The sequence below is a fragment of the Clostridium sp. AF27-2AA genome, from assembly GCF_003478505.1.
Taxonomy (GTDB): Bacteria; Bacillota; Clostridia; order Lachnospirales; family Lachnospiraceae; genus Brotaphodocola.
This window is the reverse complement of record NZ_QUFI01000010.1, coordinates 86,698-109,223: the sequence shown is the minus strand read 5'-3', so window position 1 is coordinate 109,223 and position 22,526 is coordinate 86,698. Positions and strand designations below refer to the sequence as shown.

Below are 22,526 nucleotides of genomic sequence, written 5' to 3'. Positions count from 1 at the left end.
CAAAAAATAAAAGTATATCGTCAGTTTTCGCTGGTCACCGTTCCGTTCACAACGCGGAACAGCTTATCCATCTGAAAACGGTTGTTTACAAAATCTTCCAGTCCTGTACAGGTGATCATGGTCTGGATGTGGTCGATGGCAGATAACAGATGGTTCTGCCGTTCCCCGTCCAGCTCTGAGAGCACATCATCCAAAAGCAGGATGGGATAATCACGCACCAGTTTCTTTACCAGCTCAATCTCCGCAAGCTTTAAGGAAAGCGCCGCGGTACGCTGCTGCCCCTGGGAACCAAATTTCCGGATATCAATGTCATCGATATAAAATCCAATGTCATCCCGGTGCGGGCCCACAAGCGTCGTTTTCTGTTTCACATCCTGGCTGCGGCTTCTCGCAAGTCCTGCCTCCAGTTCTTCTGCGCCGGAATTTGGATCGTATACAATCTTTAAGGTTTCTTTACCGCCGGACAACTTCCGGTGGATCTCGCAGATGATCTCATTGAGCTGTCCGATAAATTCCTCCCGGAACCGGATGACTTCTTTCCCGTACTGTACCAGCTGCATATCCCACACATCCAGTGTTTCCTCGTATTCCGGATGGAAGAAGAGCTCTTTAAGCAGCTTGTTACGCTGCAGCAGGACCCGGTTGTAAGACACCAGCGAGTGAACGTAAAGCTTATTTAACTGACACAGTTCCAGATCAATGAATTTGCGCCGTTCCGCCGGACCATTTTTAATCAGGTTTAAATCCTCCGGCGAAAAGAACACTACATTCACAATGCCAAACAGCTCACTGGCCCTGCGGATGGGAATGCCATTGATGGCAACGCCCTTGGCTTTGTTTTTCTTTAAATGCATGTCGATGCGGTAGGGAACATCGCGTTTTCGCACCGTCAGCTTGATGTGGGATTCGTCGTTCTGAAAACGGATCATCTCCCGGTCTTTGCTGCCGCGGTGGGACTTGGTCGTGCAGCAGACATAGACTGCCTCCAGGATGTTCGTCTTTCCCTGGGCATTGTTCCCGTAAAGGATATTGGTGCCCGGAGAAAATTCCATATGTAATTGGTCGTAATTCCGGTAATTCTGAAGCTCAATGGACTCTATGATCATAATGTAATCCGGATGGTTTCTCCCTGAAAGGTTACTTCATCTCCGTCGCGGAGCTTTTTGCCGCGCTGATACTCTACGTTTCCGTTTACCTTTACCAGGCCGTCCTCAATGGCATACTTGGCATCGACACCGGATTCGCATAAACCGGCTGCCTTTAAAGCCTGGCCCAGCTTGATATATTCGTCTCTTAATTTAATGGTTTCCATAATTTTCCTTTCTAAACGCCGTATTATGCTTCGTTGATAAAGTTTACAGGCAGAATCAGATAGATGTAGGTTCCTTCTTCATCCTTGATGAAGCACGGGGATTTCGGATTCATCATGTAAAGCTCCACGTCCTCATCATCAATGACACGCAGCGCATCCAGCAAAAATTTCGGATTGAACGCAATCATGATGTCCTTGCCGGATTTATGGGCCGGTACATTGGCATTCATGGAACCAAACGCAGACTTTACCTTCATGTTCACATTGTTATCTTCCACATTCATGATGATAGGCTTTCTGTCACTGTCACGAATCAGGATCATGGCACGATCAATGTTATCCATGAAATCACGCTTATTTAACTTCACGCGGGTCTCATAGTCACTGGAAAGCATGTGGTCAATCTTGAAATACTCCCCATCGATCAGGCGGGAAACCACAACCGTATCATCGAATTCAAATAAAATGTGATTTTTGCTGAAATAAATAAGAACTTCCTTCTCATTGTCACCGGTCAGGATCTTGCTGATCTCGGAGAGAGTTTTGCCTGGTACTATAACCTTATGGTTATCATAATGTTCCTTTAACTGAATGTTGCGGATGGAGATCCGGTGTCCGTCCAGGGAAACCACCTTGAGAAAATCATCTTTTACTTCCAGAAGTTCGCCTGCCATCATCTTATTGCTGTCATTCGGGGAAATGGAAAAAATGGTCTGACGGATCGCCTCTTTTAAGGTAAACTGGGTCAGACTGATGTGCTGGTCACGTTCAATATACGGAAGATAGGAAAATTCCTCGCCGTCACGGCCCTGAATATTGAATACTGCATTCTCACATTCAATGATGGTATTAAAACGATTGTCTGAAGTAATGACAACCGGGGTCTCGCCATCCGGTAATTTTCTGATAATTTCGTAAAAAAGCTTTGCTTCCAGTGCAATTTTACCGCGTTCCAGAATGGAACCTTCTACTTTTGTCTCAATTCCCAGCTCCATATCATTTCCAGTCAGCTTGATCTCGCTGGCATCGGCATCAATGAGAATGCATTCGAGGATCGACATGGTTGTTCTGGACGGAATCGCCTTAGATACAATGTTGATTCCATTTAAGAGAGCGTCTTTCTTGAATTCGAGCTTCATGTTGATAACTTCCTTTCTGTCGGTTCAGAGTCTTTTTAAAGATATATAAAATAAAATTCCGTCGTAATCGTAGTAGGGGATGTGGATTTGTGTAAAAGTCTGTTCAGCCCATAAAATAAAAGGATTTCCGGGCGTGAATAAGGATGTTGAAAACTCTCCTGAATGATTTGGAATATCTGGAGGTTATCCACATGTGAAAAAATGAGGAAATTTGTCCTGAAAATCATTCACAGGCTGCCCACATGCAATCCACTGCTTTTCCACAGAAAAATGTGAATAAGTGGGAAAGCAGGCGGCTCCATGTTTTATGTCAACTAAATACTACTGCGGACTGATCTTTTTCTTCAGAATGTCAATGGTGTTCTGGAGGGACGGATTCTTCTCCAGGTCTGCGCTGATGGTCTTGATACCATGCAGGATGGTAGTGTGGTCGCGGCCACCCAGTGCCTTGCCGATATTCTGCAGGCCGGTTTCGGTCATGGTGCGGCACAGATACATGACAATCTGGCGTGGATAAACAATTTCCTTGCTGCGCTTTGCGGACATGATGTCAAGCGGGGTAAGGTTAAAATGATCGGCAACGATCTGGATGATGAATTCCGGGGTTACTTCCTGCTTGTCGCCCGGCGCAATGATGTCTTTCAGTGCTTTTTCAGCCAGTTCAATGTCGATCTCACGGTTTTTCTCCAGCTTGGAAAGGGCAACGATCTTGGTGAGTGCGCCTTCCAGCTCACGAATATTGGACTTGATGTTGGTGGCAATGTACTTGATTACTTCATTATCTATATTGTAACCTTCCATTTCCTCTTTCTTGCGGAGGATTGCCATTCGGGTTTCATAGTCCGGAGACTGGATGTCTACGGTCAGACCCCATTCGAAACGGGAACGCAGCCGTTCTTCCAGGGTTTCAATCTCTTTTGGCGGTTTATCGGATGAAATGATGATCTGCTTTTTGGCTTCGTGAAGCGCATTGAACGTATGGAAAAATTCTTCCTGGGTACTTTCCTTGCCGATGATGAACTGGATATCATCGATTAAAAGCACATCGTTGTTGCGGTATTTTTCGCGGAATTCCGTGGTGGAAATGTTGTTTTTATTACGGATCGCATCGATCAGCTCATTGGTAAATTTCTCGGAGGTCACATAAAGAATCTTGGCCTTCGGGTTGTTCTTTAAGATGAAGTTTGCGATGGAGTGCATCAGGTGCGTCTTGCCCAGACCTACGCCTCCGTAAATAAAAAGCGGGTTGTAAATCTCACCCGGAGATTCGGCAACAGCCAGGGATGCGGCGTGGGCCAGATTGTTATTGGCACCGACTACAAAGGTATCGAAGGTGTACTTCGGGTTTAAGTTGGCATTCTGCAGGGTAGCCGGACTGACCGTATTCGTGTTGTTCTGGATGAGCTGGTTTGAGGCAGCAGGTTCCGGAACAATGTCTTCCTCCACAAGGAACTGAACGGAATCACACTTGATGCCGGTGACCTCTGCGATGGATACCATCAGCATGGTGCTGTATTTCTTCTTAATATATCCGAGAAAATTGGCATCCGGAACGATAATCTTTACGATATTTCCCGGCTGCTCCAGAGCATAGACCTCCAGCGGAAGAAGCCAGGTGTCAAAGGAGACATCAGAGATGTCGTATTCTTCTTTTAAATATTTTAGTATTTCATTCCATTTTTCTTTCAGTGTTTCTAACATTCGTTCAGTCTCCTGTATTTAATCAATCTATAGGAACGGTTCCGCATCTTTGTGGCCGCAGTCTATCCACAGTTCATGTGGAAAAAAATGGGCCCGTTTGTGGATACGCAAAAGCACCCAATCTAGAAACATTGTATACCATAAACCGCTGATTTTCAATGAAAACCGAAAAATCTTCGCCGTTTTGTGAAAATTATCAACAGACTTATCCACAAGTTGTGGATAACTTATTCACAATATCAACACCTGGTATGTGGGCAGGGTTTCGCGGCTGCTTATTTTTTGTGGATTTTCTGCGGATTCTTTTTTAAGAAAAGGCTTGACGAACCCGCATGAATTCTATATAATTGAGAAGATGTTTAATTAAAATAGTCGTAATGTGTTCAATCAAATAAGCGATGTAAAAAAGGAGGTGCCGCAACATGAAGATGACTTTCCAGCCGAAGAACAGACAGAGATCAAAAGTTCATGGCTTCAGAGCTAGAATGAGTACTCCAGGTGGAAGAAAAGTATTAGCTGCAAGAAGAGCAAAAGGAAGAGCGAAATTATCCGCTTAATGAATCAAGGTCACAAGAAATTGTGGCCTTTTGTATTATAATAAGATGGTAAAAAGATGAAACGATTTCCGAGCATTAAGAAAAATTCAGATTTCCAGACAATTTACCGGACTGCGAAATCCTATGCCAACAGACAGTTGGTCATGTATGTAAGAAAGACTGATGGAGGCCAGTCCCGGATTGGCATTTCAGTCAGTAAAAAAGTTGGAAACAGCGTGGTGAGACATCATCTGGCCCGGCTGGTGCGGGAGAGTTTCCGGCTGAACAGGGACACATTGGAAGAAGGATTAGACATCATCGTGGTAGCGCGCGCTGCCGCAAAAGACTCAGATTATAAGACAATTGAGCGTGCATTTATGCACCTGTGCGGACTGCATAACATTAAAAAAGAATCGAAGTGAGAATATGATTAACAGAATTGCAGGTTTGATCGAAAAGCTTCTTATATTAATGATACGCGGGTATCAGATTTTTTTGTCCCCGCTGAAAGTAAGAACTCACTGTATTTACACGCCTACGTGTTCTCAATACGCCATTGAGGCACTTACCAGGTATGGCGTGGTGAAAGGTTTATGGTTGTCTGTGAAGAGGATACTCCGGTGTCATCCATGGGCAGAAGGCGGTTATGATCCAGTTCCGTAACACATGAGGAGGTAGCACATTGGATTACTTAGTATTAACGAAGGTTCATGGGGCGATTCTTGGTCCGATCTCCCAGATTCTGGGATGGATCCTGAATGTACTCGTTACGTTCACCAATTCCTTTGGTGTGCTTAACATCGGTTTATCCATTATTTTATTTACCCTGGTTGTGAAATTACTGATGTTCCCTATGACGATCAAGCAGCAGAAGGCATCCAAGCTGATGGCTGTCATGCAGCCTGAGCTTCAGGCTATTCAGGCAAAGTATAAGGGCAAAACAGACAATGACTCCATGATGAAGATGAACGTGGAGACAAAAGCTGTCTATGAGAAATACGGCACATCCATGACTGGAGGATGTCTCCAGCTTGTGATCCAGATGCCGATCCTGTTTGCGCTGTACCGCGTGATCTATTGCATTCCGGCTTACGTGATGCCGGTAAAGGAACATTTTCTGAATGTGGTCTATGCACTGACCGGAACTTCTTCCGCGTCTGTCCTGAGCGAGGGGGCTGCGGCAAATCTGCTCCAGTTTGCGACCGACCACAATATTGCGTTAACGGGCATTAACCCGATCGGAGACTTAACCGGTGTGACCGGTGAGGCTCTGGCCAATAAGATGGTTGATATTCTCTACAAGCTGAATCCGGCTCAGTGGAATGATCTGGCGCAGGCATTCCCGAATGCGGCAGATGTCATTTCCACAAATGCGTCTACCATTGAGAAGATGAATACCTTCCTTGGCATTAATCTGGCATCCAACCCGTTTAACGGAAGCTTTGTACCGAGTCTGGCATGGCTGATTCCGATTCTGGCAGGTCTGACCCAGTATGCGAGCACCAAGTTAATGATGGCAACCCAGCCGAAGAAGAACAATGAGGAAGATATGAGCTCCCAGATGATGCAGAGCATGAACGTTACCATGCCGCTGATGTCTGTATTTTTCTGCTTTACCTTCCCGGCAGCAATCGGTATCTACTGGGTAGCCAGCAGTACCTTCCAGTTACTGCAGCAGCTTGTTGTAAATTCTTACCTGGATAAGGTAGATATGGATGAGCTGATCCGTAAGAACGTTGAGAAGGCTAACAAGAAACGCGCAAAGAAAGGCCTTCCGCCGCAGAAAGTAAATCAGAATGCAACTGCAAGCTTAAAGCATATGCAGGCAGTTCAGGAGAAGGAAGAAGCGGAACGCGCTGAGAAGCTTGAGAAGAGCAAAAAACAGGTAGAAGCATCCAACAATTATTATAATAAAGATGCAAAACCGGGCAGTCTGGCCTCCAAGGCAAATATGGTAGCCAGATATAATGAAAAGCACAATAATAAATAAGGGGGTAGCACCATGGATGGAAAGATTACAATCTCTGCCAGTACATTGGACGAGGCAATCACAAAAGCATTGATTGAACTGCAGACGACCAGTGAGCATCTTCATTATGAAGTGGTACAGAAGGAGAGCGCAGGTCTGCTTGGCATCTTTGGTAAGAAACCCTGTATCATCCGCGCCCATGTGATGAGCGAGGCAGAGGAGAAGGCAGCTGCTGAGGCAAAGAAGCTGGAAGAAAAGAAAGCTGTGGAAGCGAAAAAGGCAGAAGAGGCGAAAAAAGCCGAGGAGGCCAGAAAGGCTGCTGCGGCAGCAGAAGCTGCTAAAAAAGCTGAGGCGGCAAAGAAGGCAGAAGCCGCAAAGAAAGCAGAGAGCGCAAAGGCAGCAGCTCCGACAGCGAAGGCTCCGGTTTCTGAGAAGCCGGCTCCGAAGTGTGAGGAAGTGAAAGCAGTGCCGGAAGCTGCTGGAGAGGTTTCTGCGGAAGAGGCACCGAAAAAAGCAGTAAAGATCAATGAGGAAGCAGTAAAGAAAGCGGCAAAGGAATTCCTGGATCAGGTGTTTGGCGCTATGGGTATGCAGGTTTCTATCGAGACGGCATACAATGCCAGTGATCGGGAACTTCTGGTTTCCATGGAGGGTGACGACATGGGAATCCTCATCGGAAAGCGCGGCCAGACTCTGGATTCTTTACAGTATCTGGTAAGCCTTGTGGTAAACAAGGAGACCGAAGGCTACTTAAGAGTGAAGCTTGATACCGAGAATTACCGTGAGAGAAGAAAAGAGACGCTGGAGACTCTGGCAAAGAATATTTCTTATAAGGTAAAACGGACCAAGCATCCGGTATCCTTAGAGCCGATGAATCCGTATGAGAGAAGAATCATTCACTCTGCACTTCAGAATGATAAATATGTCATGACACGGAGTGAGGGTGAGGATCCGTTCCGTCATGTGGTAATCTCTTTAAAGAAAGAGGTTCCGGCAGGTGGAAGAAAGGAGCGTTATGGTTCCCGCCGTGATAACCGCGGAAGAAACAGAAACGCGGAGAACAGAGCGCCAAAGGCAGAGGCCGCAGCTGGGAAGAAAGAAGCAGCGGCACCGACTGAGGCATAAAACGGTTCAAAATTCCTGAGAGGCGAAAATATGCCATGCAGATAATTGTGTGAGCACAATACAGAAATAGCAGGCGGGTGTCTGGTAGTGGTCTGACCACCACCTGGCATCCGCTTTTGCTGTTACTATTGCCGTTCAGGCATTGCGCAGCCTTTTGTTCCTTTTCGTTAAGGGTTATTGATAGATTGGCCAAAGCAGGCCAAGTCGGAGGAAAATATGCTGAAAGACAGAAGTTCAGATACCATTGCGGCCATTGCAACGGCCATGAGCAGTTCCGGAATCGGAATCATCCGGGTGAGCGGAGACCAGGCGGTTTCCATTGTGAACCGGATTTTTGCAGGAAAAAAAGGAAAGTTTGATCTGAATACGGCACCATCCCACCGGATCTATTATGGAATGATCCACGATGGAGATGAGATGCTGGATGAGGTGCTGGTGATGCTGATGAGGGGACCGCACAGCTACACAGCGGAAGACACGGTGGAGATTGACTGCCACGGCGGTGTCCTGGTGATGAAAAAAATACTGGAGACAGTAATCAAATATGGAGCAAGACCGGCGGAGCCGGGAGAATTTACCAAGCGGGCCTTTTTAAATGGGCGAATTGATTTGTCTCAGGCGGAGGCCGTGATTGATGTGATCAACGCGCAGAATGATTATGCTGTGAAGAGTTCTGTGAGCCAGTTGAAGGGTTCTGTATCGAAAAAGGTGAAGGATCTGCGGGAGCAGATTCTGTATCAGATTGCTTTTATTGAGTCGGCGTTAGATGATCCGGAGCATATTTCTTTAGACGGATATGAGGAAGAACTATGTGGAAAACTGGACAGGATGACCGGAGAGATGGAAAAGCTGGTGCGCTCCGCGGACAGCGGAAGAGTCGTTTCTGAGGGAATCCGTACGGTAATCCTTGGTAAGCCGAATGCTGGAAAATCTTCCTTAATGAACGTACTTCTTGGCGAGGAACGTGCCATTGTGACGGATATTGCCGGAACGACCCGTGATACACTGGAAGAGCATATCCGCATGCACGGAATTAGCCTGAATATTATTGATACGGCCGGTATCCGGGAGACCGATGATGTGGTGGAACAGATTGGCGTGAACCGGGCGAAGGTGGCAGCAGATGAGGCGGATCTTATCATCTATGTGGTGGATGGTTCCAGGGAGCTTGATGAGAATGATGCCCAGATTATGGAATTGATCTGTGACCGGAAGGCTGTGGTCCTGTTGAACAAGACCGATCTGGAAACGGTGATCAGCGAGGAAATGCTGCAGGAGAAGACTGGAAAAACGATCATTCCTATTTCTGCAAAAGAAGAGACAGGCATTGACAAACTGGAGAAAACGATTCAGAATCTCTTTTATGAAGGAAGCATTGATTTTAACGATGAAGTCCTGATTACCAATGTGCGGCATAAGACGGCACTTCAGAATGCGTTAAACAGCCTGAACATGGTAAAACAGAGTATTGAAAATCAGATGCCGGAGGATTTTCTGACCATTGACCTGATGGATGCCTATGAGCAGCTCGGAACCATCATTGGAGAAGCGGTGGAAGATGATCTGGTCAATGAGATTTTTGGAAAATTCTGTATGGGAAAATAGCAACAAAGCTGGAAGGAATAAAACTATGCCATATTTAGAAGAATCATATGATGTTGTAGTAGTTGGTGCCGGTCATGCCGGATGCGAGGCGGCATTAGCCTGCGCGCGGCTGGGGCTGGAAACTATCGTATTTACGGTGAGTGTCGACAGCATTGCCCTGATGCCCTGCAACCCAAATATCGGAGGAAGCTCCAAAGGCCATCTTGTCCGGGAACTGGATGCCCTGGGCGGTGAGATGGGAAAAAATATTGATAAGACCTTTATTCAGTCCAAGATGTTAAATGAATCCAAGGGGCCGGCAGTTCATTCCTTGCGCGCACAGGCGGATAAGCAGGATTACAGCCGCCAGATGCGCCGGACCCTGGAGAATACCGATCACCTGACGATCCGCCAGGCGGAGGTATCGGAAATTATCGTGGAGGATCATAAGATTACCGGTGTGAAGACTTACTCCGGGGCGGTGTACCACGCAAAAGCCGTGGTTCTGGCAACCGGAACCTACTTAAAGGCACGCTGTATCTATGGCGATGTCAGCAACGCCACCGGACCGAACGGACTGCAGCCGGCCAATCATCTGACGGATTCCCTGATTGCGAATGGAATCGAAATGTTCCGATTTAAGACCGGAACTCCGGCCCGGGCGGACCGCCGCAGCATTGATTTTTCCAAGATGGAGGAGCAGTTCGGCGATAAGCGTGTGGTACCGTTTTCGTTCTCCACGGATCCAGAGTCAGTACAGAAGGAGCAGGTTTCCTGCTGGCTGACTTACACGAATGAAGAAACACATCAGATCATCCGTGATAATCTGGATCGTTCCCCACTGTTTTCCGGTGCGATTGAGGGAACTGGTCCGCGTTACTGCCCATCCATTGAGGATAAGGTAGTAAAATTCCCGGATAAGACCCGCCATCAGGTATTCATTGAACCAGAGGGACTTTACACCAACGAGATGTATCTGGGCGGCATGTCCAGCTCCCTGCCGGAGGATGTGCAGTATGCCATGTACCGTACTGTTCCGGGGCTGGAGCATGTGCGGATTGTGCGGAATGCCTACGCAATCGAATACGACTGCATTAATGCAAGACAGTTAAAACTGTCTCTGGAGTTTAAGGCTATCAGCGGCCTGTTCAGTGGCGGCCAGTTTAATGGCAGCTCCGGTTACGAGGAGGCAGCAGTACAGGGCTTTATGGCAGGCGTTAACGCGGCTATGAAGGTGCTTGGCCGGGAACCGGTGATTCTGGATCGCTCCCAGGCGTACATTGGCGTTTTGATTGATGATCTGGTAACCAAGGAAAATCACGAACCGTACCGTATGATGACTTCCCGTGCGGAGTACCGTCTGCTTTTGCGTCAGGATAATGCGGATCTGCGTCTGCGCGGAATTGGTCATGAGATCGGTCTGGTAGATGACGAGACTTATGCGAAGGTGCTTCAGAAGGAGAAAGACATTCAGGCAGAGGTAGAACGTCTGGAAAAGACGAATGTAGGCGCAAATCCGAAGACGCAGGCATTTCTGGAGCGTCATGGAAGTACTGCGTTAAAGACGGGAGCAACCCTGGCAGAACTGGTGCGCAGACCAGAGCTTGGCTATTTTATGTTAACCGAGATTGATGAAAAGCGGCCGAAGCTTTCTTATGATACAGCAGAACAGGTTAACATAAATATTAAATATGAGGGATACTTAAAGCGGCAGCAGCAGCAGGTGGCACAGTTTAAGAAGCTGGAGAAAAAGAAATTGGATCCGGATTTTGATTATAGCAGTGTGAACAGCCTGCGGCGCGAGGCAGTGCAGAAGCTGAATTTGTATAAGCCGGTGTCTATTGGACAGGCATCCCGTATTTCCGGTGTGTCACCTGCAGATATTTCCGTGCTGCTGGTACACCTGGAGCAGATGCGGCATTCAAAGTAATATCATAAGAAACGGACTGCCACAAACATAGTTTCCTCCGTTTAGGATATCGTTGTTCGCTTGCTCTCACAGCACGTGTCCGCCTGCATCGGACTGCATCCGCTACATTCGGACACGTGTGTTCAAGATGTGTACAACTGATATTCCAAAACTACTGAAATTATGTTTGCGGCAGTCCTGGTTGTTTCTGGCTTAGGGTTTAAAAGCAAGATAAAATTGAATTTTCCACGTAGGAGGAATTATGGAACAGGTTTTTGTGGATAAGATGACGGAGGGGACCCGGGAACTGGGGATCGTGTTGTCGGAGAAGCAGATGGAGCAGTTTTACCGTTACTATGAGCTGCTGGTTGAATGGAATAAGGTTATGAATCTGACTGGAATCACAGAACTGGAAGAAGTAGTAAGCAAGCACTTTATTGACAGTCTGGCTTTGGTGAAGGCAGTGCCGCTTCAGGACGGAAGAAGAGCATCGGCAATTGATGTAGGAACCGGCGCAGGTTTCCCGGGACTTCCATTAAAAATTGCATTTCCGAATTTGAAAATCACGCTGCTGGATTCTCTGAACAAGCGAATCAAATTTCTGAATGAAGTGATCAGTCAGCTGGGACTTCAGAATATAGAAACGATTCATGGAAGAGCAGAGGATTTTGGACGGGATGCAAAATATCGGGAACAGTATGATTACTGCGTATCCCGTGCCGTGGCCAATGCCGCAACACTTTCTGAATATTGCCTGCCGTTTGTAAAGGTGGGCGGTGCGTTTATTCCTTATAAGTCTGGTAAGATTGACGAGGAACTGGAGCAGGGAACAAAGGCAATTGAGAGCTTGGGAGGAAGTGTTGCAGATGTCATCCGCTTCGAACTGACCGGAGCCGATGCAGACCGGTCACTGGTGGTGATCGATAAGATTGCGAAGACGGCAAAGAAATATCCAAGAAAAGCAGGGATGCCGTCGAAGGAACCGATAGGGAAGTAAAAAGCAATATAGAGACAGAACCCACTACAGGTCCGAAACCGGTAATCCCGGCATACCACTGCGCAAAATATGGGTATTGTGTTCGGACGATGCAGCTGACAGATGTTTGCGGATAGTCGGACTAATCGTCCGCTGTCTCAAACACCAGTCGCTGCATAGCCGGACACGTATACCCATATTTATGCTCCGCGGAATGCTGGGATAACCAGCTTCTGCTGTATTGGCTCCGCTAAGAGAAAATAAAATCAGCCAGAACGGTATTGATAAAAAGCCGGGAATTTCAGCTTTTTGCCAGTACCATTCTGGCTGTGTTTTTTATTACCGTAGAATAGCAGGAAAGCAGAAGCAGGCCGGGACGGTAGCTCGCGTAGCATAAATAAAAGTGCAATGTGTCCGGCTATGTGGTGACTGACGTTTTCGGGAGGCGGACGGTCAGTCCGACTATCCGCAAACGGCTGTCAGCCACATCGTCCGAACACAGCACTTATATTTTGCGCAGCGGGCTACCGTCCCGGCCTGCTTCGGACCTTTCGTGAACATGATTTAAATTTTTATTTGACTGGCACAATTTCAATCCAGTATCCGTCGGGATCGGAAATGAAGTAGATTCCCATGGCCTCGTTCTCGTAGCAGATAACACCCTGCTTTTTATGCTGTTCATGAAGCTTTTCGTATTCATCGGTTACGAAAGCAAGATGAAATTCGCATTCACCGAGATTATATGGTTCGTTGCGGTCACGGAGCCAGGTGAGTTCCAGGGTGAAGTTACTGCTGCCGTCACCGAGATAGACCAGTTTGAAAGATCCATCTGCAGCATTCTTTTCGCGAACCGGTTCCAGGTTCAGCGTGTCTTTGTAGAATTTCAGACTTTTTTCCAGATCTAAAACGTTGAAGTTAAAGTGATTGAACTGAATCATAAATAAAGTTCTCCTTTTCTTTACAAAATAAAATTCATGTTTCACGTGAAACATTTTCTTTGCTGTTCTATATTTTCATTACAGTCAGTATAGTGAATGAAATGTATTGACCGTATGAAAGTTACAATAAATTATAATTAGCAGAAATAAGTTTTTATAAGTTCTGCAATTTTTTCTGGTTGTTCTAAATGAGGTAGTTCTTTTGTTTTGGGCACAAGAACGGTTTCAATAGAAGAATTATAATCCTTGTATTCGTTTAATCGGTCTTCGATATTTTCCACACCAGCTCCGCCAAGAAGATAAATGCTGTTATCTATTTTTTTCAGAGCATTGACCAGATTACATTTTGTGTAATTGCAGCGGATGCTTGCAAAAGTGGATTTAGGAGAAGCACCGAGATGAGAAGCTTCATAACATGCGTCCACATAACTGGATTTCACGGAATATGGATTAAAAAATTTCTTTGTGACAAGTTCTTCCAGAATCATTTTTTTGCTGCTTGCGATATGATACAGAAGTGTACCAAGGATTGGAAACTCAATAATACATTTGTACATTTTAGCAGTCTTACCAGGAATGGAGCTGAAATCCAAAAGACTGCGTGGATTAATTGCCATAATCTGATCAAACAGATCTGGATTATTTGCACATGCCATCAGTGGGATAGAAGCAGCCTCACCGGAGGTAATGATACTGGTGCGATGGCCGATTTCAGATTTAATAAAATCGGAGATCATTTGCACATACAGAAAATTGGTGTATGTCATATTCGCTTTCTCGGAACGTCCAAATCCCAACAGGTCGATAGTGTAAATGGTGTATTCATCACGGAGAAGCGGAATGAGCTGTTTCCACTCATGACCGGATGATATAGTATCCAAGTCGTGAATCAGTAGAAGCGGTTTTCCAGTTCCTTCTTTTGTATAGTGAACATTGCCAAGACGCCATTTGAAACAAAGTGGTTCTGGTTCAGCCAGAAGATTTTTAGAAATGGCAGAAACCTGAATTGCTTTGTTAATTGCTGCAGTAGTAACGGCAGCGCTGGCAGAAAGAATAAGGAGCGTGAGTAATTTGTTTTTGGCTTTCATAGTACCTCCTTTTTTGCCTTGCGAAGATATGCGTTTTGCATATGTTTAGTATAGTATTATTTTACAAAAGATGCAAGATAGTTACTATACGCGAGTAGGTATTTTCTGAACTGAAAATGTCGTATGACATTGTGATGGCAGCAGATTTTTCCGATTTGGAATGCGAAGCATCGATAAAATCCGTTGCTGTTTGCGCAACGCGTGAACAGCAGCTATGTTTCACGTGAAACATGAAAAATTATAAAAAGTGCATTTTTACACATACATTTTATGACAAAGAATAGGAAAAGCAAAAAAAGTGTGCTATACTAATTTTATTGCTAAAATAAGATTAGTATAAAGAGGTACTGAATAGTTACAAAATCAGAATGATAAAGGACGATACTATGGGAAGAATCATCGCAATTGCAAATCAGAAGGGTGGCGTGGGAAAGACCACGACAGCAATCAATTTATCAGCATGTCTGGCTGAAGCAGGACAGAAGGTTCTGGCAGTCGATTTTGATCCACAGGGAAATGCAACCAGTGGATTGGGCTTTGAAAAAGGTTATATGGATAAAACTGTATATGAGCTGCTGATTGGAGAGTGTACGCTGGAAGAGTGCATTATCAGGGAAGTGCAGGAAAATCTGGATGTGCTTCCATCAGATGTAAATCTTGCCGGTGCGGAAATTGAACTGCTTGATGTTCCGAATAAAGAATCTTTGCTGAAAACAGAGCTGGAAAAGATAGAAGGAGATTATGATTACATTATCATTGACTGCCCACCATCCCTGAGCTTGCTTACAATCAATGCGCTGACGGCGGCGGATACGGTTCTGGTACCGATCCAGTGTGAGTATTATGCTCTGGAGGGATTGAGTCAGATTCTTCAGACGGTGGAACTGGTAAAGAAAAAACTGAATCCGAAGCTGGAGCTGGAAGGCGTTGTATTTACCATGTACGATGCGAGAACTAATTTGTCTCTGCAGGTGGTTGAAAACGTAAAAGCACATTTAAATAAGAATATTTACAAAACTATTATTCCAAGAAATGTAAGGCTCGCTGAGGCACCAAGCCACGGAAAACCGATTAATATTTATGATACGCGTTCAACGGGCGCAGAAAGTTATCGAATGCTGGCAGCAGAAGTAATTAGCAGAGGGGAAGAATAGAAATGGCAGGAACAAAGAGAGGATTAGGACGAGGACTCGGCGCATTGTTCGGCGAGGATACAATAGAAGAGGTAATTGCGGAGGAAAAGGCAGCTGATAGAAAAAAGGCAAATGGTGCCGATCGGATAGTCGAGAAAAACAGCGCAAGAACACAGAAAAAGAATGAGAAAAAATCTGAATCTGAGGCTGGAAAAGTACAAAACGCAAATCTGAATCAGAAAGCACAGGAAAGCGCAAAATCCGTGTCGATGCTTGATGCAAAGCCGGAACAGGAAGCGCCGGCACAGACTGAGTTGGAACTCAAAGTATCGGAAATTGAACCCAATCGAGATCAGCCACGTAAGGCATTTGATGAGGCACAGTTGGAAGAACTGGCAGATTCCATTCAAAAATATGGCGTGCTGCAGCCACTTCTGGTTCAAAAAAGGGGCGAAAGCTATGAGATCATTGCTGGTGAGCGCAGATGGAGAGCGGCAAAGCTGGCTGGCTTAAAGACCGTTCCGGTAGTAATCCGGGAGTACAGTCCGCAGCAGGCCATGGAAATAGCATTGATTGAGAATGTACAGCGGGAAGATTTGAATCCGATTGAGGAAGCCCTGGCTTATCAGCGGCTGATGCAGGAATTTTCTCTGAAACAGGAGGAGATTGCGGAGCGCGTTTCCAAAAACCGTACCACGATCACTAACTGTATGCGTCTTTTAAACCTTGCTCCTGAGGTCCAGCAGATGCTGATAGAGAGACGCATTACCAGCGGACATGCAAGAGCACTTCTGGCTGTGACGGATCCATCTCAGCAGATAGATCTGGCGAAGAAGGTTGAACAGGAGCGCATGAGTGTTCGCGAGGTAGAAAAAGCAGTCAAACTTCTGGGAAAAGAAAAGAAGGAAAAGAAAAAAACACCAGTGGATGAGGCTGTGGAGCTGGTATTTCAGGATATGGAAAACCGCATGAAAACGGTTATGGGAACCAAGGTCAACATCAGCCGAAAGGATAAGTCCAAGGGTAAAATTGAAATTGAGTATTACTCCGAGGCAGAGCTGGAGCGTCTTGTAGAATTGATTGAATCTATTCAGCCGGTATAGTCTGAAAACGGAAGGACAGGAATGCATTAATATGGAAGGAAGTATTTTAAATAATCTTGGGTTTGATCCGGTGTATCTTTTGATTGCATCGGCGGTTCTTACCCTGATATTACTGGTTGTGACAGTGCTCTGCCTGATCAATATGAGAAAACTTTACCGCCGATATGACCTCTTTATGAGAGGAAAAGACGCGGAAACCATGGAAAATATGATTGTAGATCAGATGAATGCCATCATTGATCTGCAGTCCCAGGACCGTTATAATAAGGATTCAATCCGTACAGCTAACAAAAACAGCCGTGCTGCATTCCAGAAAATCGGAATTGTGAAGTACAATGCGTTTAAAGGAATGGGTGGAAACTTGAGTTTTGCACTGGCACTTCTGGATTATACCAATACCGGTTTTGTATTGAACTCTGTTCACAGCCGGGAAGGCTGTTATCTGTATCTGAAAGATGTAGAGCGGGGAGAAACGGAAGTGCTGCTTGGAGCAGAAGAGAAGGAAGCCCTGGAGCAGGCTCTGGGTTACAAAGAGAGAAAGCCAGAAGTATAAGAAAATTTTGTTGCTATTTTCACAATGTGAAAATAGCAACAAAACACAGAAAATGTAAGCGATACTGAGATAAAAACGAAAAAGAGACACGCAGAAACAGGCGGACAGTGGCAGGATGAACACAATCATCCGGTTCTGTCCGTCTGTTTTTGTTATGGTGTATATTGAGGAGATGCCGGTGGCATCTCCTCGAATTTAGCGCGCATTTTGTATACAATGCCATGTATGAAAAAAAGAGCATAAAATAGGAATAAAAATATTGACAATTATTTAACGAGTGGTATAATACTAACAGGTTCCATTGTTAAAGAAATATCAATTAAATTAAGAAATTTATAAACCCGATTTCAAGATTGTTGGAGGATAAGAAAACATGGCAAAGAAAGAGATGACAGTAGTTCCGGAAATCATCGACAGCGTAGAGGCACTGGAAACTAAGATGGCCGCTATGCGTGAGGCACAGAAAGTATTTGCTACCTATACCCAGGAGCAGGTTGATAAGATTTTCCATGCGGCTGCAATCGCAGCAAACCAGATGCGTATCCCGTTAGCAAAAATGGCAGTGGAAGAGACTGGCATGGGTGTTGTAGAAGACAAAGTCATCAAGAACAACTACGCAGCAGAGCATATTCACAATGCATACAAAGACATGAAAACCTGCGGCGTAATTGAGGAAGATAAAGCTTACGGCATCAAGAAGATTGCAGAGCCGATAGGCCTGGTTGCCGCTGTTATCCCAACGACCAACCCGACCTCCACCGCAATCTTTAAAACCCTGATCTGCTTAAAGACCAGAAACGCCATTATCATTTCCCCGCATCCGCGTGCAAAGGCCTGCACCATTGCAGCAGCAAAGGTTGTTCTGGATGCAGCAGTGAAGGCTGGCGCACCGGAGGGCATCATCGGCTGGATTGATGTTCCGTCCCTGGAACTGACCAACACCGTTATGAAGGATGCAGATATCATCCTGGCAACCGGCGGCCCGGGCATGGTAAAGGCAGCATATTCTTCCGGCAAACCGGCACTGGGCGTAGGCGCAGGAAATACTCCGGCTATTATTGATGATACCGCAGATATTAAGCTGGCTGTCAATTCCATCATCCATTCCAAGACCTTTGATAATGGCATGATCTGTGCATCTGAGCAGTCTGTAACGGTTCTTGCACCGGTTTACGAGGCAGTAAAGAAAGAGTTCGTATACCGCGGCTGCTATTTCTTAAAGCCGGATGAGATTGAGAAAGTAAGAAAGACTATCCTCATCAACGGTTCCCTGAATGCGAAAATCGTAGGTCAGAGCGCATACAAGATTGCGAAGATGGCTGGCGTGGAAGTACCGGAGGACACCAAGATCCTGATCGGTGAGGTTGAGTCTGTAGATATCAGTGAAGAGTTCGCGCATGAGAAGCTGTCACCGGTTCTGGCTATGTATAAGGCTCAGACCTTTGATGAGGCTCTTGCAAAGGCAGAGCGTCTGGTTGCAGACGGCGGCTACGGCCACACCTCTTCCCTCTATATTAATCTGAATGAGAAAGAGAAGATGGCAAAGCACGCAGCAGCTATGAAGACCTGCCGTATCCTGATCAATACCCCGTCTTCCCAGGGTGGTATCGGCGATCTGTATAACTTCAAGCTGCTTCCGTCCCTGACACTGGGATGCGGCTCCTGGGGCGGCAACTCTGTTTCTGAGAACGTAGGCGTGAAACACCTGCTGAACATTAAGACTGTTGCTGAGAGGAGAGAAAACATGCTGTGGTTCCGCGCACCGGAGAAGGTATATTTTAAGAAAGGCTGCATGCCGGTAGCTTTGAGTGAGCTGAAAGATGTTATGGGCAAGAAGAGAGCATTTATCGTAACTGACTCCTTCCTGTACATGAATGGCTATACAAAACCGATTACTGACAAGCTGGATGAGATGGGCATTGTGTACCAGTGCTTTTCCAATGTACAGCCGGATCCGACCCTGGCAAATGCCATTGAGGGTGCTAAGGCTATGACTGCATTCCAGCCGGATGTGATCATCGCACTGGGCGGTGGTTCTGCAATGGATGCAGGCAAGATCATGTGGGTAATGTACGAGCATCCGGAAGTAGATTTCCAGGGCATGGCAATGCGCTTTATCGATATCCGGAAACGTGTTTACACCTTCCCGAAGATGGGCGAGAAAGCTTATTTCGTAGCAATCCCAACTTCCTCCGGTACCGGTTCCGAGGTAACTCCGTTCGCGGTTATCACCGATCAGGAGACTGGCGTGAAGTATCCGTTAGCAGATTATCAGCTGCTTCCGAACATGTCCATCGTAGATACCGATAATATGATGAGCCAGCCGAAGGGATTGACCAGTGCATCAGGTGTGGATGTTCTGACTCATGCACTGGAGGCATATGCTTCCGTTATGGCAACCGATTATACTGACGGTCTTGCATTAAAGGCTATGAAGAATGTATTCGAGTATCTGCCGACCGCATACAATGATGGCAGCGACGTAGAGGCAAGAAGCAAGATGGCTGACGCCTCCTGCATGGCTGGTATGGCATTCGCAAACGCATTCCTGGGTGTCTGCCACTCCATGGCGCATAAGCTTGGCGCATTCCATCATCTGCCGCACGGCATCGCAAACGCGCTGCTGATCTCTCTGGTAGTAGAGTACAACTCTGCTGAATGCCCGAGAAAGATGGGAACCTTCTCCCAGTATCAGTATCCGCACACCATGGCCCGCTACGCAGAGTGTGCGCGTTTTGTAGGCATTCAGGCGAAGAACGATGAGGAAGCTGTGAAGAAACTCATCGATAAGATTGAAGAGCTGAAAGCTGCAGTCGGCGTAAAGAAGACCATTGCTGAGTACGGTGTAGATGAGAAATACTTCCTGGATACTCTGGATGCTATGGTAGAGCAGGCATTTGATGACCAGTGCACCGGCGCAAACCCGAGATACCCGCTTATGAGCGAGATCAAGGAGATGTACTTAAGAGCTTACTACGGAAAATAAGATAAAATGCAGGGGAACGCCCCGGACACGATATAAAACGTGTCCGGGGCGTTTTTGTGTGCCGGGAAAACAGGAGTTAAGAGAATCATGTGAGCTGGGAAAAATATGGCAGAAAGGAAGCTAAAATCTTGACAAAACTAATAACATTAGTCTACAATAAAACTAATATTATTAGTTTTTGGGAGGGAAATGAATATGGCTCACAAAGGACTAAGTCCGGACGCGGTAGTAAAGGCAGCGGTGGAGCTGATTGAGCAGCAGGGCAGAGATGCATTTTCCATGCGGCTTCTGGCAGATCAGCTGGGGATAAAAACAGCATCCCTCTATAATCATGTGGAAAACATGGAGACACTTCTGTCAGAGGTCTGCCGGTATGGAATGTGCCTTCAGAAAGAGGCAGAGATGCAGGCAATCGAGGGATGGCATGGCGAAGAGGCCGTGCGGTTTCTGGCAGAAACGTACCGCAGTTTTGCGAAGGAGCACCGGGAACTTTACTGGCTGATCATGAATATGGCGGCAAAAGATAACCGGCTTCTGGATGATGCGGCAGTTTTATTTACGGATCCGATAAAAAAGGTGCTGGAAGATTTCAATTTGAAAGAAGAGGAAAGCATTCATTACCGGAGACTGTTCCGGGCCATTGTTCATGGATTTGTGTCGCAGGAGGAGCAGGGATTCTTTTCCCACTATCCGGCAGAGGTGGATGGCAGCTTCCATTTTGCGGTGCAGTGTTACATAGACAGCCTGAAACAGGGAGAAAAGAGGTGCTCTTAATATGGGAAAAGGCAAAAATAATGAGGAACTGTTTCGCAGTATGCCGGTGGCACAGGCAATTCTGACGCTGGCTGTACCGACTGTGGTGAGCCAGATTATTACCATCATTTATAATATGGCTGACACCTTTTTTATTGGCCAGCTGGGGGATCCGAAGCAGGTGGCAGCGGCAACGCTGGCGATGCCGCTGTTTATGTTTATGACAGCGCTTTCCAATCTGTTTGGCGTAGGTGGGGCAAGCCTGATCTCGCGCTTTTTGGGCGGGGGAGAACGGGAAAAGGCATCGCGCTGCGGTGCATTCTGTATCTGGACAGCCGCTGCGGTTTCTGTTTTGTATGGTCTGATGGTTCTGGCTGGAAGACCGGTACTTTTGCCGGTTCTTGGAGCCAATGAGGAAACCTGTGACATGGCGTCTTCCTATTTATTCTGGACGATCGGTCTTGGCGCGCTGCCAACGGTCATGAATCCGGTGCTGGCTCATCTGATCCGGTCAGAAGGATATTCCAGGCAGGCAAGTTTGGGCGTGGCATTTGGCGGTATTCTGAACATGGTACTGGATCCACTGTTTATTTACGGACTGCATCTGCAGATCACCGGAGCGGCGGTTGCAACATTGATTTCCAACGCAACCGCAATGATTTATTTCCTGGCATTTATCTGGAAAATGCGTGGTGTCAGCGTGCTGACGCTTTCTCCGGAAATGTATACGCTGGGAGAACACATTCCGGCAGAGGTCATCAGCGTAGGAATGCCGAGTTTCCTTATTTCTATGATGGGTACGGTTTCCAATATGGTACTCAACCATATTATTGCCGGCTATTCCAATGTGGCTGTGGCCGGAATGGGAATTGCAAAGAAACTCAATATGCTGGCGTTTGCCGTGGGGCAGGGTATTACCCAGGGAACACTGCCGCTCATTGGTTATAACTATACTTCTGGGAACAAAAAGCGCATGCTGGACGCAATCCGTACTCTGTTTGTATTCAGTCTTGCTGTGGCACTGGCCATTGCAGTGCTTTTGTATATACAGGCTCCCGCTGTGAGTAGGCTGTTTATCAACAACAGCGAGACGGTGGCATATGGCTGCCGGTTCCTGCGTATCATCTGTTCCGCCAGTCCCATGACGACCATGACGTTCTTTGCGCTGACTGTGTTTCAGGCCACTGGAAAAAAGAGACAGCCGATCATTCTTTCCATGCTGCGTAAAGGAACGGTGGATGTGCCATTTATGATTTTGTTTAACCATTTAATCGGGATCCGCGGTGTGGCCTGGGCAACTCCCGTGGCTGAAGTAACATCACTGATGGTTGCGGCAGCAATGGTTATTCCGTATATCAGAAAACTGGCGCGGATGCCGGAAACAGCAGGACCAGTTTCAGAGACAAAAACCTGTAAATCAGTAGGTAAATAGAAAGATAATAATTTACATCTCGAGTTCTTGACAGAAAAAAATAAATGATGTATAAAAGATACAACGATGAAATTTAATTTGTCTGACATAATTAAAAACTGCAGCGAGGAGACAATGCCGTCATGTTTCTGGAAACGGGAGCATGGCGGTTTTTTTATAATAACAGGATTTTTATGACAGGAGGAACGTTTATTGAAGAATTGCCGCCTTAATTTGCGAGCCCATGATCCACTGTGTCTCAAAATGACACAAACATATGAAAAGACTTTGTGAGAATGCAATAAATCAT

Annotated in this window: 20 protein-coding genes; 14 read left to right on the top strand and 6 right to left on the bottom strand. The window is 46.2% G+C overall.

What is annotated here, in order from left to right; genetic code table 11:
• Positions 1–20 precede the first annotated feature (20 nt).
• The 4 genes from recF to dnaA form a co-directional block, all read right to left on the bottom strand.
• Positions 21–1,106 (bottom strand): DNA replication/repair protein RecF, encoded by a 1,086-nt coding sequence (recF, locus tag DWY84_RS07790; protein ID WP_118532083.1) that lies wholly within the window; start codon positions 1,104–1,106, stop codon positions 21–23.
• Positions 1,103–1,312 carry an RNA-binding S4 domain-containing protein gene (locus DWY84_RS07785; protein WP_118532081.1) on the bottom strand — a complete coding sequence of 70 codons (210 nt, stop codon included), beginning with the start codon at positions 1,310–1,312 and terminating at the stop codon, positions 1,103–1,105. Before DWY84_RS07785 ends, recF begins: the two co-directional genes overlap by 4 nt.
• 23 nt (positions 1,313–1,335) lie before the next feature.
• Complete coding sequence (gene dnaN / locus DWY84_RS07780) at positions 1,336–2,451, bottom strand: DNA polymerase III subunit beta (RefSeq protein WP_118532079.1); 1,116 nt, start codon at positions 2,449–2,451, stop codon at positions 1,336–1,338.
• A gap of 321 nt (positions 2,452–2,772) precedes the next feature.
• Complete coding sequence (gene dnaA, locus DWY84_RS07775) at positions 2,773–4,152, bottom strand: chromosomal replication initiator protein DnaA (protein ID WP_118532077.1); 1,380 nt, start codon at positions 4,150–4,152, stop codon at positions 2,773–2,775.
• A gap of 422 nt (positions 4,153–4,574) precedes the next feature.
• On the opposite strand from dnaA, the gene rpmH reads away from it, so the two are divergent.
• The 8 genes from rpmH to rsmG all read left to right on the top strand — a co-directional run bounded on the left by rpmH (position 4,575) and on the right by rsmG (position 12,272).
• Positions 4,575–4,709, top strand: coding sequence for a 50S ribosomal protein L34 (gene rpmH / locus DWY84_RS07770; protein WP_118532075.1), 135 nt, complete (start codon positions 4,575–4,577; stop codon positions 4,707–4,709).
• Between the two features lie 56 nt (positions 4,710–4,765).
• Positions 4,766–5,110: a ribonuclease P protein component gene (gene rnpA / locus DWY84_RS07765; RefSeq protein WP_118532073.1), complete on the top strand. Its 345-nt coding sequence runs from the start codon at positions 4,766–4,768 to the stop codon at positions 5,108–5,110.
• A gap of 4 nt (positions 5,111–5,114) precedes the next feature.
• A complete protein-coding gene (yidD, locus tag DWY84_RS07760; RefSeq protein ID WP_118532071.1) occupies positions 5,115–5,351 on the top strand; it encodes a membrane protein insertion efficiency factor YidD in 237 nt (78 codons plus the stop codon).
• Positions 5,352–5,370: 19 nt separating this feature from the next.
• Positions 5,371–6,678, top strand: a complete 1,308-nt coding sequence (locus tag DWY84_RS07755) for a YidC/Oxa1 family membrane protein insertase (protein WP_118532069.1) — start codon at positions 5,371–5,373, stop codon at positions 6,676–6,678.
• A gap of 12 nt (positions 6,679–6,690) precedes the next feature.
• Entirely contained in the window at positions 6,691–7,782 is a 1,092-nt protein-coding gene (gene jag, locus DWY84_RS07750; RefSeq protein ID WP_118532067.1) for an RNA-binding cell elongation regulator Jag/EloR, read from the top strand.
• 216 nt (positions 7,783–7,998) lie between these two features.
• On the top strand, positions 7,999–9,387 hold the full coding sequence (mnmE, locus tag DWY84_RS07745; RefSeq protein WP_118532065.1) for a tRNA uridine-5-carboxymethylaminomethyl(34) synthesis GTPase MnmE: 1,389 nt from the start codon (positions 7,999–8,001) through the stop codon (positions 9,385–9,387).
• Between the two features lie 25 nt (positions 9,388–9,412).
• Entirely contained in the window at positions 9,413–11,296 is a 1,884-nt protein-coding gene (gene mnmG, locus DWY84_RS07740; protein WP_118532063.1) for a tRNA uridine-5-carboxymethylaminomethyl(34) synthesis enzyme MnmG, read from the top strand.
• 241 nt (positions 11,297–11,537) lie between these two features.
• A complete protein-coding gene (gene rsmG / locus DWY84_RS07735; RefSeq protein WP_118532061.1) occupies positions 11,538–12,272 on the top strand; it encodes a 16S rRNA (guanine(527)-N(7))-methyltransferase RsmG in 735 nt (244 codons plus the stop codon).
• A gap of 551 nt (positions 12,273–12,823) precedes the next feature.
• Here the strand turns inward: rsmG and DWY84_RS07730 are convergent.
• Positions 12,824–13,189, bottom strand: coding sequence for a VOC family protein (locus DWY84_RS07730; protein ID WP_118532059.1), 366 nt, complete (start codon positions 13,187–13,189; stop codon positions 12,824–12,826).
• A gap of 137 nt (positions 13,190–13,326) precedes the next feature.
• Positions 13,327–14,277 carry an alpha/beta fold hydrolase gene (locus DWY84_RS07725; RefSeq protein ID WP_118532058.1) on the bottom strand — a complete coding sequence of 317 codons (951 nt, stop codon included), beginning with the start codon at positions 14,275–14,277 and terminating at the stop codon, positions 13,327–13,329.
• Between the two features lie 386 nt (positions 14,278–14,663).
• Here DWY84_RS07725 and DWY84_RS07720 point away from each other — a divergent pair, with 386 nt between their 5' ends.
• From DWY84_RS07720 to DWY84_RS07695, 6 genes are all read left to right on the top strand, one after another.
• Positions 14,664–15,431 carry an AAA family ATPase gene (locus DWY84_RS07720; protein WP_118532056.1) on the top strand — a complete coding sequence of 256 codons (768 nt, stop codon included), beginning with the start codon at positions 14,664–14,666 and terminating at the stop codon, positions 15,429–15,431.
• 2 nt (positions 15,432–15,433) lie between these two features.
• Positions 15,434–16,513 carry a ParB/RepB/Spo0J family partition protein gene (locus tag DWY84_RS07715; protein WP_118532055.1) on the top strand — a complete coding sequence of 360 codons (1,080 nt, stop codon included), beginning with the start codon at positions 15,434–15,436 and terminating at the stop codon, positions 16,511–16,513.
• Positions 16,514–16,544: 31 nt separating this feature from the next.
• Positions 16,545–17,066 carry a DUF4446 family protein gene (locus DWY84_RS07710; protein WP_118532054.1) on the top strand — a complete coding sequence of 174 codons (522 nt, stop codon included), beginning with the start codon at positions 16,545–16,547 and terminating at the stop codon, positions 17,064–17,066.
• A gap of 373 nt (positions 17,067–17,439) precedes the next feature.
• Positions 17,440–20,052 carry a bifunctional acetaldehyde-CoA/alcohol dehydrogenase gene (gene adhE / locus DWY84_RS07705; RefSeq protein WP_118532052.1) on the top strand — a complete coding sequence of 871 codons (2,613 nt, stop codon included), beginning with the start codon at positions 17,440–17,442 and terminating at the stop codon, positions 20,050–20,052.
• Between the two features lie 195 nt (positions 20,053–20,247).
• On the top strand, positions 20,248–20,826 hold the full coding sequence (locus DWY84_RS07700) for a TetR/AcrR family transcriptional regulator (protein ID WP_178716409.1): 579 nt from the start codon (positions 20,248–20,250) through the stop codon (positions 20,824–20,826).
• Between the two features lies 1 nt (position 20,827).
• On the top strand, positions 20,828–22,237 hold the full coding sequence (locus DWY84_RS07695; RefSeq protein WP_118532050.1) for an MATE family efflux transporter: 1,410 nt from the start codon (positions 20,828–20,830) through the stop codon (positions 22,235–22,237).
• Positions 22,238–22,526 lie beyond the last annotated feature (289 nt).

Bases quoted from the DNA above. Each gene is read 5' to 3' on its own strand.
- DWY84_RS07785 (WP_118532081.1), bottom strand. From the start codon at position 1,312: ATGGAAACCATTAAATTAAGAGACGAATATATCAAGCTGGGCCAGGCT.
- recF (WP_118532083.1), bottom strand. From the start codon at position 1,106: ATGATCATAGAGTCCATTGAGCTTCAGAATTACCGGAATTACGACCAA.
- adhE (WP_118532052.1), top strand. From the start codon at position 17,440: ATGGCAAAGAAAGAGATGACAGTAGTTCCGGAAATCATCGACAGCGTA.
- mnmG (WP_118532063.1), top strand. From the start codon at position 9,413: ATGCCATATTTAGAAGAATCATATGATGTTGTAGTAGTTGGTGCCGGT.
- mnmE (WP_118532065.1), top strand. From the start codon at position 7,999: ATGCTGAAAGACAGAAGTTCAGATACCATTGCGGCCATTGCAACGGCC.
- yidD (WP_118532071.1), top strand. From the start codon at position 5,115: ATGATTAACAGAATTGCAGGTTTGATCGAAAAGCTTCTTATATTAATG.
- rsmG (WP_118532061.1), top strand. From the start codon at position 11,538: ATGGAACAGGTTTTTGTGGATAAGATGACGGAGGGGACCCGGGAACTG.
- DWY84_RS07715 (WP_118532055.1), top strand. From the start codon at position 15,434: ATGGCAGGAACAAAGAGAGGATTAGGACGAGGACTCGGCGCATTGTTC.
- DWY84_RS07710 (WP_118532054.1), top strand. From the start codon at position 16,545: ATGGAAGGAAGTATTTTAAATAATCTTGGGTTTGATCCGGTGTATCTT.
- DWY84_RS07730 (WP_118532059.1), bottom strand. From the start codon at position 13,189: ATGATTCAGTTCAATCACTTTAACTTCAACGTTTTAGATCTGGAAAAA.
- rnpA (WP_118532073.1), top strand. From the start codon at position 4,766: ATGAAACGATTTCCGAGCATTAAGAAAAATTCAGATTTCCAGACAATT.
- DWY84_RS07725 (WP_118532058.1), bottom strand. From the start codon at position 14,277: ATGAAAGCCAAAAACAAATTACTCACGCTCCTTATTCTTTCTGCCAGC.
- dnaN (WP_118532079.1), bottom strand. From the start codon at position 2,451: ATGAAGCTCGAATTCAAGAAAGACGCTCTCTTAAATGGAATCAACATT.
- DWY84_RS07695 (WP_118532050.1), top strand. From the start codon at position 20,828: ATGGGAAAAGGCAAAAATAATGAGGAACTGTTTCGCAGTATGCCGGTG.
- DWY84_RS07720 (WP_118532056.1), top strand. From the start codon at position 14,664: ATGGGAAGAATCATCGCAATTGCAAATCAGAAGGGTGGCGTGGGAAAG.
- DWY84_RS07700 (WP_178716409.1), top strand. From the start codon at position 20,248: ATGGCTCACAAAGGACTAAGTCCGGACGCGGTAGTAAAGGCAGCGGTG.
- rpmH (WP_118532075.1), top strand. From the start codon at position 4,575: ATGAAGATGACTTTCCAGCCGAAGAACAGACAGAGATCAAAAGTTCAT.
- jag (WP_118532067.1), top strand. From the start codon at position 6,691: ATGGATGGAAAGATTACAATCTCTGCCAGTACATTGGACGAGGCAATC.
- dnaA (WP_118532077.1), bottom strand. From the start codon at position 4,152: ATGTTAGAAACACTGAAAGAAAAATGGAATGAAATACTAAAATATTTA.